This window comes from Leptolyngbya sp. 7M (assembly GCF_018128485.1).
Map to the genome: position 1 here is coordinate 5,434,339 of NZ_CP070897.1, position 13,814 is coordinate 5,448,152.

The window sequence follows — 13,814 nt, forward strand, 5'->3', positions numbered from 1 at the left end:
CTTGACATCTATGTAGAGACCCCGTGGGCGAAGCAGGCGATGCAGGCGGTCGACGTCGTGTCGACCTCATGGAGCCTGACGCCATCGATGATCCCAACGCCAGCGGTGGGACTGAATGGGTACACGCTGCTCGACATCGACCCAGCCCCGATTCTGATTGTTGTTCCGATCAAGGGATCATGCACAGTGTGGAAAACGGTGACGGGCACTGTCATTGGAGCAAGTATAGTTCATTGGTTTTACTCACCGAATCACCATAAGCGGTGTCTGGAGGCAGCCTCTTCCATGGGTCGTCACTGCAGAGGATTTCAGCATTGCCGCGGTCCGGGCCGCCCTGCCGGACCTGTTCTAGGTGCTTGCCTCCACTGCTGTTGGAACGCCCAGAGCATGGCCGAGGCCGGTTGCGTCGGTGCACCGGCGTTTCAGCCCAACCAGCAAGCATTCAATGTCTGCCTGTTGGCACAGTAGTACGTGCGGTAAGCCAAGCAACAACGGTGGTGACATACTATGGGACAACGTGTTGTGACGCAAACTGATTTCCTATCGTATTTTCGTTCTCCCATGAAGCATCCGTTGATCGCGTCGATGAATATCTACGACCAGATCAAGGTCTTCAATAACCTCCAGAAGCGCTATCGGGTAACGCCTTGGTGGATCGAGTGGGCCGTGTTCTGTGGCATCGTGTGTGCTGTGGTGCTCTGCAACTTCGGAGCGCTCTCGATCGCCATTCGCGCGTGGGAGAAGTACAGTCCCCCAGGGGTGGCGTTTCCGATGGGCCCTGCTGGAACGGTGGTAACCGTCTTCTGTGGCATCGGGTGCTGGCTCGTCAACACGTACTTCTGGTGGATTCCCATGATGAACGATCGATTGAATCGTGCCGCGCGTGATGGCATCTGCCTCTTCTGCGGCTACACGCTCGGCATGCCTGAGGCCGAGCTTTGCCCGGAGTGCGGGAAGGCGGTCGTGGGCGGTCCGCGAGCGGCGGCGCCTGCCGAGCCGGCCTGATAGGTGCCCGGTGGCAAGTCTTCTGTCAGGCTGGCCAGATAGGGCGCTGAGAAATCACTGCCAGATGTCAAGATTTCGCCGTTGTCGATCAATCCGTTGCTATTCCCATCCCGAATCAGTTCAACCTTTGTACCTGCGGCAGAACTATCAACTCTGGCCTGAAGGTTGGCAATATCCGTCAGGGTGAACTTGTAGAAATCTACCGAATTGGTTGCATCGATCACCCCTGGATTGATATAGGTTCCAGCTAAAACACCAATATCACGAGCACTGCTTAAGGTTTCGTCAGATGTAGCGGTTGTCGCTGAGGCCGTGAGCTTGTAATTTACGGTTCCACGCGAGCGTTGAATGCCAATGAAGTAAGTACCCTCGGCCAGCTTCCCGTTAAATGTCCTGGCTTGGGGGCCACTCTTGAAACTCTGTAGAACAGAACCTTGGCTATTCCGCAGGGTAATTCTTGCACTTGATCGGCCTCTGATCCGACCCAGTGTTAGTCCGAAGTCACTGACCCCAGACAGGCTAAACCTCACGAAGTCCACTTTGTCTTTTTGGCTGACAAGACCGTTGATGCGCTTGTTACCGCTCAAAATTCCAACATTACGAGCGCCTCTAAGCGTATTGTCTTTTTTGCTAATTGACATGAGTTCCAACAACAAATTGACAAATTTAATACCCGACCATTCTAATCAAGTTCTCGACCAGTGGGTAGAGCTAACCAACACTAAGGGTTAGCCTCACCAGCCTACTGTAGTAAACTCGGTTAAGTACAATTGTCAACAGACACATCAAAACTTAGAGAATACGTAAAATTATGGAAAAGTTGGCACGTTCAGATCAGGCTGTATTGCATTAGTTGAATGGTGGTGACTCAGATTGTTCAAGCGTGAGTTCGCTCGGATCGGCTAAAGCTTTAGTTTCTAAGTAGGTGAGCATAATTAAATATAAAACCCAAAACCCTGCGCCGCCCGCAGCGCGGGCGGCGCAGGGTTTTGAATCTGATTTTTAATTATGCCGAGGTACTTAGTTTTGAGGTTTGGTGGCAGAGCCTGTATGCAGCACGCTGATTTGAGTTTTGCAGCTTGCTTCTGCGGGTCGCGTAGGGTTGCTAGGGGTATTAGCAGTGGTTTGAGTAAATTCAGGACAGGCAAACTCAGTGACCTCTGTGTCTCTGCGGTTCGCATTCTTCTGGCATCTGCAGTCAAAGTCTCCAAAATCAGAACTGCATGCTTACGGCTGCCTCAACTGCCCGATTTAATTTTGTACACTGGATCACACAACATCAGCCTCACGAGTAAATAACGCATGGTTTGGCCTTTTAAGCCTCGGTTTCGCAAACAAATTGCCCGAATTGAAGTTACAGGAGTGATCGCGGGGGCCACTCGCAAACATCTTCTTGAAGCCTTAAAAACAGTTGAAGAACGCAAATTTCCAGCTCTGCTGCTGCGGATTGACAGTCCGGGTGGTACTGTCGGTGACTCGCAAGAAATCTATAGCGCCCTGAAGCGATTACGCGACAAAGTCAAAATTGTGGCCAGCTTTGGCAATATTTCAGCCTATTTCTATTTTTCGTTGTATTCTTCTCATATAAATCTCGTAGATATCCGGTGAAGACTCAGCAGACGAATCAAAAACGGCGAGGCAGGGTAAGCCTGCTCGCCGTTATGTGTGCGTGTCACACGATAAAGTCATCTGTAAAAGACAAGATTTCATCTGACACAAGTGACTTAACCGACAACTTCGGATGGCTGATTGTCGGGGACGTCTGACTTCACTTCTTGCCATTCAAAAAGCGTATCCAATTGTTTGGCCTGTGCCAAGTGTTTGGTCTCACGGAACGTCTGCAACGGGGTGCGCCCGAAGCAATACTTGCCGGTGTGGGTGCGCTCCCGGTTATACTGCTCGATCCACTCATCCAAATCGGTTTGCAGTTCGTCCAGCGTGGTGTAGAGCTTCTTGCGGAAGGCGATGGCATAGAACTCGTCCTGGATGGTGCGATGGAAGCGTTCACAGATGCCATTGGTCTGGGGATGCCGCGCCTTGATGCGACTGTGGTCAATGTTCTCAATCGCCAGGTACAACTGGTACTCATGATGCTGCAACGAGCCACAGTATTCCGTCCCACGATCCGTCAGGATGCGCAGCAGCGGTACCGCCTGCTGCTCGAAAAACGGCAGCACCCGGTCATTGAGCAGATCGGCCGCCACCAACGCATTCTTGCGATCATACAGCTTGACAAACACCACTTTGCTGTAGGTGTCGATGAAGGTCTGCTGGTAGATGCGACCCACGCCCTTGATCGTGCCGACATAGTAGGTATCCTGTGCGCCCAGGTAGCCCGGATGCTCGGTCTCGATTTCGCCCTGTGCTTCTTTCTCCTGCTTGCTTTTCTCCAGCGCGACGACCTGCGCTTCGGTGAGTACCATACTCTGGTTCGCTTCGAGCTGCTTTTCCAACGCCTGCAAACGCTTTTGGAACGTTTCCAGCTTATGCCGCAGCCAGATCGAGCGCACCCCGCCTGGCGAAACGAAAATGCCTTGTTTCTTCAGTTCATTGGATGCTCGTAGTTGACCGTAAGCGGGATAGTCGCTTGCCATTGCCACCACTGCGGCCTCAACCGCAGGCTCGACCCGGTTCTTCGGATTAGGCTTCTTGCGGCTGATCTCTTGCAGGCCAGCCTCGCCATGCTGCTCATACAGTTCTTTGAAGCGATAGAAGCTGTCGCGCGAGTAGCCCATCACCTTACAGGCTTCGCTCACGTTGCCCAGCGTCTCTGCCAGCTTCAGCAGCCCTAACTTGGTAGCGATGATCTTCTGTTCGTTCGTCATCTTGACACTCTCCTGTATCCTCAACAGTGTACCCAGAGTGTCAGATTAAGTCTCGTCTATTTCAAGTCATCAGAGAGATGGAGGAAACAGAAAGGGTTGGCAACGGCGTACTCTCCCACGCAGTCGCCCGCGCAGTACCATCCGCGCTGGTGAGCTTAACTTCCGGGTTCGGGATGGGACCGGGTGGACCCTCACCGCTCCTGTCACCAACGCCTCCCTGCTCTCCCTCGCATCTCTCTGCTGTCTCACAAACCAGTTCCCGACATCGCGCTTCTGCTGCTCCTGGGGGACTTCAATCTCGGATTGGGAGGTGCTTCGCACAGGCTTCGCCTCTTCCCCCTTGATTGAAGGGGGGTAGGGGGGATCTTCAACTTGTATGTACACCATAGCTTCCTAGAAGGGGGAGCTTTAATTGTGTATGTTGTATGATGCGTCAGTTAGAGTTGCTATGATACTCAACTAAATTACTAATCACAGCTACAAAATCATCGAGGTCGAGCGGCTTAGCGAGACAGCGATCAAATCCAGCTATTAGGGCATTGCGGCTGCCACCTTCTTCCATAACAGCCGTAACAGCAACCGCAGGAATAGATTTTCGCCTCAAGGTTCTTACCTTACCAATCAGCGAATATCCATCCTCTCCTGGCATGGCAATATCACTAACCAGCACATCTGGCTTAAATTGCTTCATCACTTCAAGGGCATGACGCACCGAAAATGCAGTTTTCACTTCTGCTGCATGGGATTCCAGCACAAGCGACATCAGTTCACAGGAGTCGTGGTCATCGTCTACAACTAATCCTCTTAAGCCTTGGAGCGTTGGAGGAGTAACCATGCTTGCGGTTCATAAGTAAGCCTGCAAATGTTGAATCTGGTTCTTGGTCGAGAGAACGGTATGTAAATTAGGGAATCAGAAGATAGGAAGCGGAAGCCATTGGCTCATCTGGTCGCAAATAACCAGCAACGTCTAAAGTCGCCACCCTATACAGCGCTTTTCACTCATGTGGGGTATAGGGGGTTTGGAACTTCGCCCCCACGTAGGGGCACTGCCCCTGCACCCCGTTTTTCGTACTTCACTGGCCTGAGAAAGGCTGTATCTATAGAGATTTGTTGATTAAGGTTGACTTCTATATTGTTCTCAGAATTGGCTTTACAACTCAATCCGTCTTTGGGTAGAGAACTAGAGTTTTAACTCTGAAAAACGAACAAGTGCGTGATAGTTGTGGCTTCTGGTGAGTTTTTTGTAGAAATTTATACGGGTTGTATCTATGAGGGGTGTCAAACGGTAAATTCAAAGCGCTTTTTATTTTAGCGGTAGATATACTTTAATTTGGGTTCCTATATCTTCTGCTGATTCGATGAAGAGTTTTCCCTGATGTGCTTCAACAATTCGTTTAACAATCGCTAGCCCCAGACCATTGCCGTTAGCCTTAGTGGTAAAGAATGGTTTGGTTAATTTTGGCAGCACATCTGCTGGAATCGGTTTACCTGCATTGTGCACCTGCATACAGAGGCGTTGGGGAGCGATTCTTTCTAGCGTAAGTGTTACAGTTTCGCCTGGATTGGTTGCTTCAAAGGCATTGCTGATTAGATTGATCACAACCTGTTTTAGCTTATCTTTGTCAGCCATGATAATTGCAGGTGATAGGCTAGAGCGAAATTGGAGTTGTTTCCCTTGAGCAGATGGCATTTCACGGAGAGCTGTCAGCATTTCGTTGATCATGCAGTTCAGCTCTAACTCGGAGGTTTCCAGAAGTTGTGGCTTAGCATAGAGGAGAATCTGATTCAGCAACCGTTGGAGCCGCTCGCCTTCTTCTAACGCCAGGTGCAGATAGTCTTGCTTGAATCACAAAGCCCCCGCGTCGCGACATCACTTCCGATCCAACGCGCTCAGAAAATCGTCTAGCAGGCTGCTGAAGAAGTCTGCCCTCGCCCCGGTTTTCGGAACATGATTCAGCTTCGGCAAGTCAAGGTTGGGGGTTTTGATGCGCGGTGCGGACGAGGCGAGCGGGTCGCTGTTCAGCCATGTCGATCTGGAGGCGCGCATCCCGGCGCGGCATCCTTTGCGCGAGATCCGTCAGGTTGTGAACGAAGCGCTGGCGAGCCTGGATGGCGAGTTCGAGGCCCTTTACACCGATTTCGGCCGCCCCTCGATCGCACCGGAGCGGCTGATCCGGGCGAGCCTGATGCAGATCCTGTTCTCGGTCCGCTCCGAGCGGCAGTTGATGGAACAGATGCAGTATGACCTCTTGTTCCGCTGGTTCGTGGGTCTCGGGATCGACGACCCGGTCTGGGTGGCGACGGTCTTCTCGAAGAACCGCGACCGGCTGCTGACGAGCGAGATGTCGCGCAAGGTGATGGCGGCGATCCTCGCGCATCGCGAGGTCGCGCCGCTTCTGTCGGACGAGCCCTTCTCGGTCGACGGCACGCTGGTGAAGGCCTGGGCTTCGATGAAGAGCTTGCAGCCGAAGGCCGGGGACCCGCCGCCCGACGACAATCCGGTCGGCCCGCCCGGAGCCGACAGCCCCGCCGAGGATCAGCCCGCAACGACCGAGAGCACTCCGATGCCCCGCCCCACCCGTCAGAGCCGCAATGCCGAGGTCGATTTCAGGGGTCGAAAGCGCTCCAATGCCACCCATGCCTCCACCACCGATCCCGATGCGCGGCTCGACAAGAAATCTCCAGGCACCGGGGCCATGCTGTGCTTCATCGGGCATGCGCTGATGGAAAACCGCAATGGGCTCATCGTGCAGGGCGACCTGACCCAAGCCGATGGCCATGCCGAACGGCGCGCCGCACTGCACATGATCCACCGCCACTCTCCCGGCTCGACCCGACGGCTGACGCTGGGGGCCGACAAGGGCTTCGACGCCGCCGAGTTCGTCGCCGACCTGCGGCAAGCCTGCGTCACGCCCCATGTCGCGCAGACATCGAGAGCTTCCGCGATCGACGGCCGCACGACCCGGCACGAGGGTTACGCCCTGTCGATCAGACACCGCAAACGGATCGAAGAGGCTTTCGGCTGGGCCAAAACCGTCGGCGGCATGGCCCAGACCGTCTATCGCGGCCTCGAACGGGTGCGTTCGCGCTTCATCCTGATCATGGCCGCCAACAACCTCGCCAGACTGCCCCGGCTGCTGGCCGCATGACGAGAAGAAACCGCGTCAGACACGTATGCCTTCTGCGCCGAAGCACGACAAGTCAAACCAGGCCAAGTGCGCCGAAAGGAAACCGTTCCGCGGCGCCGAATTCTTCAGCAGTCTGCTAGACGCGGCCCGCGTCAGGGGCGACAACGGCGCCGACCGAATCTCGGGAGGACCCACGCATGGACGGCACGCAGAGTGCCACCTGGCACGGCATCGTCGCCGCGACCCTGCGGCAGAACGACGTGCGCCAGAGCTGCGCGAAATGATGGAAGAGGATGTTCAGATCCGGTTTGTGGGCAATCTGCATGCCCTGCCTCGTTCACTGCAAAAAGAAATTGAATACTCAATGGAGCAAACCCGCCAGAACCGCAGTATTCAGTTCACCATTGCCACCAATTACGGTGGTCGCCAAGAAATCATTCAAGCTTGTCGTTCCATTGCGACTCAAGTGCAACAGGGCCTACTGCAACCCGATGAAATTGATGAAGCCTTGTTTGAGCATCATTTATATACGGCTGGTATTTCTGATCTGGATCTGATGATCCGCACTAGCGGCGAAATGCGCATCAGCAACTTTCTGCTCTGGCAGGTGGCCTACGCTGAGCTCTATGTCACCGACACCCTCTGGCCTGACTTCAACCGAGCCGAGTTTCACCAAGCTCTCTACGCCTATCAACAGCGCGACCGCCGCTTCGGTAAGGTTTGATAGGGTTCTAAACTGTATATCTGTATATTGAGTGTATGAAATTTAGCAAACCCACAGCCTGTTGAGTGATCATGACCCAAACCACCGACACAGCAGAGGTGCTAAAACAACTGGGCAAGCTGACTACCCTGGTAGAAGGCATCCAGACGGATGTTCAAGATATCAAGCTGAATCAAGCCCGAACTGACGAACGGTTAAAAGCACTAGAGACTCAGGTCTCTGACTTCAAAAAGAGCACTGAAACCCAAATCGCTGACCTCAAAAAGAGTACTGAAACTCAAATCACCGACCTCAAAAAGAGCACTGAAACTCAAATCGCCGACCTCAGAAGAAGTACCGAGACTCAAATTACAGACATCAGGCTGCAACTGAGATCCCAGGACAACCGCTTGTGGTCATTTCTAGTGGCTCTATTTCTAGCAGTATTAGGATTTGCGGCGAAGCTAATCCTCTTCCCCAATAATCAAGTCTAACTGATCCGTTCGAGGGGTTCAGCGATCCAAGATGGCCCCATCCGTTTCATCCGTTGCCAAAGCCGGTGATGAGATTTGAACTCACGACCGCTCGATTACGAATCGAGTGCTCTACCACTGAGCTACACCGGCAAACGCTTTACCAGTATAGCAGCAAGCGTTTAATAGCGTCGAACTAAGTCAAGGAGAGGCAGGAGTAGCTTTGGGAGCCGGAGCACGATTCAGCGTTGTATTGATTAGCTCTAGAACCTTGGCGGCAATTTTTTGATCAGCTTCTGGAATGAAGTGGCCATCAGCAATAAAGTTTTTCTGATCGGTGGCTGGTGCCACTTCATGGGTACTGACAAAGGGAATATTGTGTTGTTCTAGCGTTGGTTGCAATAACTGATAGAGATGGTCATCATAACCCCGGTCGTTGATTAGCAGCACAATCGGCATGATGCCGTCCTGTTTGGCCGTGGCTGCAAAGTCCTGCACCATTTGTTTCAGGACAGCGGTTTGCTCCCATTTTGGGTTGAAGCCATCTTTGGTGTGAATTTGAGCCGTGCGGCCATCCTGATAAGATTTGGCCCAAGCGCGACGCAACAAGCGGAACAGAGCCGAGTGATCCAGGGCGTTCTGTTCGTCCAGTTCGGTCACTGCCGGTGTGGGCTGGATTTGAGCCGCCTCCGCCACTTCCACCGCTTCTACCGCTTTAGTAATTTGCTGAGGTTCAAACTTCACCTGGTTATAGAGCCAATCCGCAATCAGTTGAGGACAGTTACGCTTAAACCAGCGCAGGAAAAAAAACCGAAAGGCTGGCTTTGAGAAGCGGGCAATCCATCTGGCGCAGAGCTTGAGATGGCGGCTCGGCACCCGCTGGTTGATTAGATTGATCGAACCGATATCATAGAGACAATCCACAATCTGCTTGACGGTTGCTTCTTCTCGTACAAACATCAAATCGAGTAGAAACAGCACATCGAGCATGCGTTCTTGTTCAAACTGCTGTTTAGTTTTTGGCTGACCCGGTTGGGGATCTGGCGGCTGGAGTTGCTTTACCATAGATTGGCGGTCAAAATTAGCGATCAGGCTGCGGATAAACCAGGTTTTTTAAAGATAGAAAAAAGGCGGCCAAACCTACTCTCTCGGCGGCATGAGATTGATCTGGGTTGGAGCAATTGTAGAGGAAAACCGGGAGGGACGCGACCAAAAATAGGTTAAGTTAACGAAGTACCGCCTGCCTTTGCCCTTGCTTTCGCCATGTCTGCCTTCCCGAAACCGACCAGAGCAGAAATCGAGGCTGCCATCAACCAAACGGTTCCTGACATCATTGCGCCCAATTTGCAGGTGTTGTTCTGCGGCATCAACCCCAGTTTGTATAGTGCCGCCGTGGGCCACCACTTTGCCCGTCCGGGCAATCGCTTCTGGAAAACCCTTCATGCCGCTGGGTTTACTGAACGGCTGTTTAGTCCGGCTGAAGATCAGAAATTGCTCCCCTTGGGCTATGGCGTCACCAATATTGTCGATCGGGCCACGGCCAGAGCTGACGAACTAGCGCCATCCGAACTCATCGCCGGACATCAGATGCTGGCAGCAAAAGTGGACCGTTACCAACCGCGAGTATTAGCCGTTCTGGGAGTTTCCGCCTATCGCACCGCCTTCAATCGCCCCAAGGCCGCCGTAGGTCAGCAGCCAGAATCATTTCAGGGTGCCCTGCTGTGGGTGTTGCCCAATCCCAGCGGCCTAAATGCCCACTATCAGCTCGCGGACTTAACTCAGGTGTACCAGGCCCTCCGGCTAGCGCTGCTGTAGTATTCTTCACACATCAAAGCGATAGCGCACCGCACCCGTTTGAGGATCATTACAAACCTCAGCATAACCATGCCTTTGTGCCTCCTGCAGCAAACTCTGCACGGCTTCTGGCTCCAACCCGGTGTAGAGGGCTACTTGCGCCGCCGAGAGTGTGCCGCCCTGCTCCTGAGCAATCCGCAGCAGCCTATGCAGGGGACTCACAGCAGGCGGTTCGACTAGAGGTTGGGGCTGGAGCTGGGATAATTGGCCCAAATTCAGCGTCACCGCAGGCTGAACGTTTGATAAATCTAAATTTCTGGCGTACAGTCCTCGTAAGTAAATGTTGCGCTTCTCTACCATGCCTGGAATCAGCAGCAAATCGATCAACTGCCCAAAGCCGAACAATCCAACTGAAATAGTTTAGAACGCCCTGCCTTTAAAACGGTTTTGGATCGGTTCTGGATCGCTGTGATCGCTAACTTAGATACAGATGGAACGAAGCAGGTTGAGCTGTTGCCATTCAACCATCATTCAATCGAATTTCACCCTTTTATTTCTAAGGAGTTTCAAAAATGGCTCAAGAACGCGAACCCAACAATACAGTTGCCACTGCCGACAACATCGGTGCAATTTCCCGGACCGGAGTTAGGGAAGCCAGAACGGCGAAACGAGAAGGCAGTGTGAGTTTTGATGATCGAGATATTTTTCGATTTCTGACGGGCAACCCAGCAACCTGCGAAATTAAATTAAGCTTATCTGGAGCAAATGGAACCGTTTCTCTATTTCGTGACTCGAACCGAAATGGTCAACTTGAGTCGAGCGAATTGATCGACAGCACGCTGGGCAAATCCTCAAAGACAATTGTGCTGGAAGGCGCAGCTTCTGAACTCGACGAATTCTATGCCCAAGTTAGTAAAGGAGGACCTGCTGCCAACTATTCACTAGATATTACTGTTACTCCAAAAGTGGCGCGTGAGTCAGAGCCAAATAATGTTGCGAGTCAAGCTAAAAATATTGGCCAATTGAATGGATCTCGCCGCTATGAAGGCTCAGTGCATAACAGTAACGATCGCACAGACTTCTACGGCTTCCAGATCGGAGCGACCAGAAATGTCAGCATCAATCTGTCTGATCCTAATTTCAGTACGGCGAATACGGATCTGAGATTGTATCGAGATGCGAATAACAATAAACGTATCGATTCAGGTGAATTTGTTGCCGCTTCGACTGGAGCAAGAAGCCAAGAAAATATTTCAAGACAACTGGGTGCGGGTAATTATTTCGTTGAAGTGGTCTCTCTTTCAGGTAGTGTCAATTACGGTTTGCATATGTCAGCAAGGTCGTAAGCTCTACAACACTTTTGAGTTGCTTCTCTAGCATTCTTCTGTTGATGGGTAGGTAAATCAAAACTATCTATCTACCCATTTATTCTCTCCCTATCTTGCTCTGCTCAAATACGCTATCAGTTTAATAAAAATGGTTATGTCTACTGTTCTACAAGTTGGTTCTCAGATCGTTACTGCTGATGAAATTCTAACCCGCATCAGGCATTATCAACTTCTGCCAAAATTGCGGCGAGAACTGATTATCGATCAAGCAATTGCGACAATTGAGTGCACGCCGGATCAAATTGAGCAAGCCCAGCACCAGTTAATCACCGAATATCACCTAGACTCAGATGCAGCCAAACAAGCATTTTGCAGAAGCCGCGATTTAACGACTGAAGATCTGGAGTCTCTGCTGATCCGCTTGATTCGGATTGAGAAGTTCAAACACCAGAATTGGGATGTCAAACTCCCGTCTTATTTTCTTCAGCGTAAGCAGGCATTGGATCAAGTGATTTATTCCTTTATTCGGCTTAAGGACGAGGAGATTGCCCGCGAATTTTATTTCCGGCTGCATGAACAAGAGCAATCCTTTGCAGAATTGGTGCAGGAATACTCGCAAGATGCAAAAGCCAAAGGTTAATTCACACTATAACTTATGCTAATATTATTATTATAACATGGGTGCTCAACGCCTCACGGCATCAAAGGTTAATTCACCACTTTAAGTTCAAAAAGTACTTGGAAGGCTATAAGTGCTCAACGCCTCACGGCATCAAAGGTTAATTCACTTGAGTCAATTAGCAGATGTTTTTTGAATCAATTAGGTGCTCAACGCCTCACGGCATCAAAGGTTAATTCACCAAGGTGTTTAAGTCCTATTGACCTGCACGTGGCGAGTGCTCAACGCCTCACGGCATCAAAGGTTAATTCACTAGTCCTAACTCATCAATAATTTTGGCCTTACATAAGTGCTCAACGCCTCACGGCATCAAAGGTTAATTCACAATAGATTCATTGATGGTTCTTAACCCTAATAGATTGTGCTCAACGCCTCACGGCATCAAAGGTTAATTCACGATTGTACTGTTGACGCTATCAGACCAGGATTTGGCGTGCTCAACGCCTCACGGCATCAAAGGTTAATTCACTCGAAAAACTCCTGGACTTCAGAAGAAACTTCCTCTTGTGCTCAACGCCTCACGGCATCAAAGGTTAATTCACAGAATCCATTACCCTCAACCAACTTGTACTCGATGGGTGCTCAACGCCTCACGGCATCAAAGGTTAATTCACACAAAGCTATCACTGGACTATACTGAAACGTATAATGTGCTCAACGCCTCACGGCATCAAAGGTTAATTCACAACCTAGACTTACCGTGTCTAGGAGGACAACTAATGTGCTCAACGCCTCACGGCATCAAAGGTTAATTCACAATCGTCAAAATTGTGTACAATGGTTGCAAACTACGTGCTCAACGCCTCACGGCATCAAAGGTTAATTCACGATTGTAAAGTTTTGTTAAGTACTCTTCTAATAGGTGCTCAACGCCTCACGGCATCAAAGGTTAATTCACAGTTAGTAGGAGAGGCCTTTGATGGGGCCTTTGAGTGCTCAACGCCTCACGGCATCAAAGGTTAATTCACTGATATATTTTCCGAGTTGATATCCTGGTGTAGTTGTGCTCAACGCCTCACGGCATCAAAGGTTAATTCACATGTTACAACTCCGTCTATCTACGAAAGCTCTAAGTGCTCAACGCCTCACGGCATCAAAGGTTAATTCACAGTAATTTTCTGTGTCTAATTCTTTATAGATGTAGTGTGCTCAACGCCTCACGGCATCAAAGGTTAATTCACTCCTAAAACTTCTTGGATTCCACTGGGTAAACTAGAGTGCTCAACGCCTCACGGCATCAAAGGTTAATTCACTAGCCCTAAACAACGGGTCTACCTTATCAATGTTGGGTGCTCAACGCCTCACGGCATCAAAGGTTAATTCACCCTGGCCAAGTTCGGTCTCGAGAACTACGAGGTTTCCGTGCTCAACGCCTCACGGCATCAAAGGTTAATTCACCAGGTTCCAAACATCACGTGCTCCTTCAGTAATACGTGCTCAACGCCTCACGGCATCAAAGGTTAATTCACATAATCAAAAACCTTGGCTAACTCAGATTCCAAATAGGTCAGCTCCAAACAACACGGCCCCATTGAGTTGGGCTTGGCTCAGATCGGCCCCGCTGAGATTAGCATGGCTAAAGTTGGCCTGAATCAGGTTGGCCGCTGCCAAATTAGCGCCCATCAGCTGGACGTAGACTAATCCAGCTCGGTTGAGATCACAGCCAGGACATTCTTTAGTAGTCAGCAGTTGCTGGGTGTGTTCCAGATTTTCCGCATAGGCAGCGGGCATTCCTCCTCCTGCTACCAGCAAGGTCAAGGCAACAACGCCGGGAAGGTAAGCTCTCATAGATTCACACGCTCACTAGTGGATCGTTCAAAGTGTACTGAAAAAATTCTCTGCTGGCAGCAATAGCAGTAAAACGTAGCAGTGATTAGGT

Annotated in this window: 17 protein-coding genes, 1 tRNA gene, 1 rRNA gene and 1 CRISPR repeat array; of the genes, 9 read left to right on the plus strand and 10 right to left on the minus strand. The window is 51.0% G+C overall.

Annotated features, from left to right (window positions below; translation table 11 throughout):
• Positions 1-39: 39 nt before the first annotated feature.
• Positions 40-468, plus strand: a complete 429-nt coding sequence (locus JVX88_RS28445; protein WP_211621904.1) for a hypothetical protein — start codon at positions 40-42, stop codon at positions 466-468.
• A gap of 164 nt (positions 469-632) precedes the next feature.
• On the opposite strand, the gene JVX88_RS28450 is transcribed toward JVX88_RS28445, so the two are convergent.
• Together JVX88_RS28450 and JVX88_RS28455 are read right to left on the minus strand one after the other, a co-directional pair.
• Positions 633-812: a hypothetical protein gene (locus JVX88_RS28450; RefSeq protein WP_211621905.1), complete on the minus strand. Its 180-nt coding sequence runs from the start codon at positions 810-812 to the stop codon at positions 633-635.
• 96 nt (positions 813-908) lie between these two features.
• The gene (locus JVX88_RS28455; RefSeq protein ID WP_211621906.1) at positions 909-1,646 is read right to left on the minus strand and encodes a hypothetical protein; all 738 of its coding nucleotides are present in this window, start codon (positions 1,644-1,646) and stop codon (positions 909-911) included.
• Between the two features lie 661 nt (positions 1,647-2,307).
• Between JVX88_RS28455 and JVX88_RS28460 the strand changes: the two genes are divergently transcribed.
• Positions 2,308-2,613, plus strand: a complete 306-nt coding sequence (locus tag JVX88_RS28460; RefSeq protein WP_317134471.1) for a hypothetical protein — start codon at positions 2,308-2,310, stop codon at positions 2,611-2,613.
• 116 nt (positions 2,614-2,729) lie between these two features.
• On the opposite strand, the gene JVX88_RS28465 is transcribed toward JVX88_RS28460, so the two are convergent.
• The 4 genes from JVX88_RS28465 to JVX88_RS28480 all read right to left on the minus strand — a co-directional run bounded on the left by JVX88_RS28465 (position 2,730) and on the right by JVX88_RS28480 (position 5,553).
• Positions 2,730-3,830 carry an IS481 family transposase gene (locus JVX88_RS28465; RefSeq protein WP_211621907.1) on the minus strand — a complete coding sequence of 367 codons (1,101 nt, stop codon included), beginning with the start codon at positions 3,828-3,830 and terminating at the stop codon, positions 2,730-2,732.
• A 94-nt stretch (positions 3,831-3,924) separates the two neighbouring features.
• Positions 3,925-4,041 (minus strand): 5S ribosomal RNA (gene rrf, locus JVX88_RS28470).
• 222 nt (positions 4,042-4,263) lie between these two features.
• Positions 4,264-4,665, minus strand: a complete 402-nt coding sequence (locus JVX88_RS28475) for a response regulator (RefSeq protein ID WP_211621908.1) — start codon at positions 4,663-4,665, stop codon at positions 4,264-4,266.
• Between the two features lie 468 nt (positions 4,666-5,133).
• Positions 5,134-5,553 carry a sensor histidine kinase gene (locus tag JVX88_RS28480; protein ID WP_211621909.1) on the minus strand — a complete coding sequence of 140 codons (420 nt, stop codon included), beginning with the start codon at positions 5,551-5,553 and terminating at the stop codon, positions 5,134-5,136.
• 262 nt (positions 5,554-5,815) lie between these two features.
• Here JVX88_RS28480 and JVX88_RS28485 point away from each other — a divergent pair, with 262 nt between their 5' ends.
• From JVX88_RS28485 to JVX88_RS28495, 3 genes are all read left to right on the plus strand, one after another.
• The gene (locus JVX88_RS28485; RefSeq protein ID WP_211628911.1) at positions 5,816-6,979 is read left to right on the plus strand and encodes an IS5 family transposase; all 1,164 of its coding nucleotides are present in this window, start codon (positions 5,816-5,818) and stop codon (positions 6,977-6,979) included.
• A 25-nt stretch (positions 6,980-7,004) separates the two neighbouring features.
• Positions 7,005-7,682 (plus strand): polyprenyl diphosphate synthase, encoded by a 678-nt coding sequence (uppS, locus tag JVX88_RS28490; protein WP_263975285.1) that lies wholly within the window; start codon positions 7,005-7,007, stop codon positions 7,680-7,682.
• 71 nt (positions 7,683-7,753) lie between these two features.
• Entirely contained in the window at positions 7,754-8,155 is a 402-nt protein-coding gene (locus JVX88_RS28495; RefSeq protein WP_211621910.1) for a hypothetical protein, read from the plus strand.
• A 60-nt stretch (positions 8,156-8,215) separates the two neighbouring features.
• Here the strand turns inward: JVX88_RS28495 and JVX88_RS28500 are convergent.
• Positions 8,216-8,287 (minus strand) — tRNA-Thr (locus JVX88_RS28500).
• Positions 8,288-8,335: 48 nt separating this feature from the next.
• Positions 8,336-9,199: a hypothetical protein gene (locus JVX88_RS28505; RefSeq protein ID WP_211621911.1), complete on the minus strand. Its 864-nt coding sequence runs from the start codon at positions 9,197-9,199 to the stop codon at positions 8,336-8,338.
• Positions 9,200-9,397: 198 nt separating this feature from the next.
• Here JVX88_RS28505 and mug point away from each other — a divergent pair, with 198 nt between their 5' ends.
• Positions 9,398-9,949 carry a G/U mismatch-specific DNA glycosylase gene (mug, locus tag JVX88_RS28510; RefSeq protein WP_211621912.1) on the plus strand — a complete coding sequence of 184 codons (552 nt, stop codon included), beginning with the start codon at positions 9,398-9,400 and terminating at the stop codon, positions 9,947-9,949.
• 6 nt (positions 9,950-9,955) lie between these two features.
• Here mug and JVX88_RS28515 read toward each other — a convergent pair whose 3' ends face one another.
• Positions 9,956-10,333 (minus strand): hypothetical protein, encoded by a 378-nt coding sequence (locus JVX88_RS28515; RefSeq protein ID WP_211621913.1) that lies wholly within the window; start codon positions 10,331-10,333, stop codon positions 9,956-9,958.
• Positions 10,334-10,375: 42 nt separating this feature from the next.
• Between JVX88_RS28515 and JVX88_RS28520 the strand changes: the two genes are divergently transcribed.
• The 3 genes from JVX88_RS28520 (at position 10,376) to JVX88_RS44500 (ending at position 11,896) form a co-directional block, all read left to right on the plus strand.
• Positions 10,376-10,612: a hypothetical protein gene (locus JVX88_RS28520; RefSeq protein ID WP_211621914.1), complete on the plus strand. Its 237-nt coding sequence runs from the start codon at positions 10,376-10,378 to the stop codon at positions 10,610-10,612.
• A complete protein-coding gene (locus JVX88_RS28525; RefSeq protein ID WP_211621915.1) occupies positions 10,609-11,274 on the plus strand; it encodes a pre-peptidase C-terminal domain-containing protein in 666 nt (221 codons plus the stop codon). Before JVX88_RS28520 ends, JVX88_RS28525 begins: the two co-directional genes overlap by 4 nt.
• A gap of 136 nt (positions 11,275-11,410) precedes the next feature.
• The gene (locus tag JVX88_RS44500) at positions 11,411-11,896 is read left to right on the plus strand and encodes a hypothetical protein (protein WP_410503735.1); all 486 of its coding nucleotides are present in this window, start codon (positions 11,411-11,413) and stop codon (positions 11,894-11,896) included.
• Positions 11,897-11,937: 41 nt separating this feature from the next.
• A CRISPR array of direct repeats spans positions 11,938-13,404; the repeat unit is 36 nt; unit sequence GTGCTCAACGCCTCACGGCATCAAAGGTTAATTCAC.
• A 22-nt stretch (positions 13,405-13,426) separates the two neighbouring features.
• Here the strand turns inward: JVX88_RS44500 and JVX88_RS28530 are convergent.
• Positions 13,427-13,723: a pentapeptide repeat-containing protein gene (locus JVX88_RS28530; RefSeq protein WP_225931205.1), complete on the minus strand. Its 297-nt coding sequence runs from the start codon at positions 13,721-13,723 to the stop codon at positions 13,427-13,429.
• Positions 13,724-13,814 lie beyond the last annotated feature (91 nt).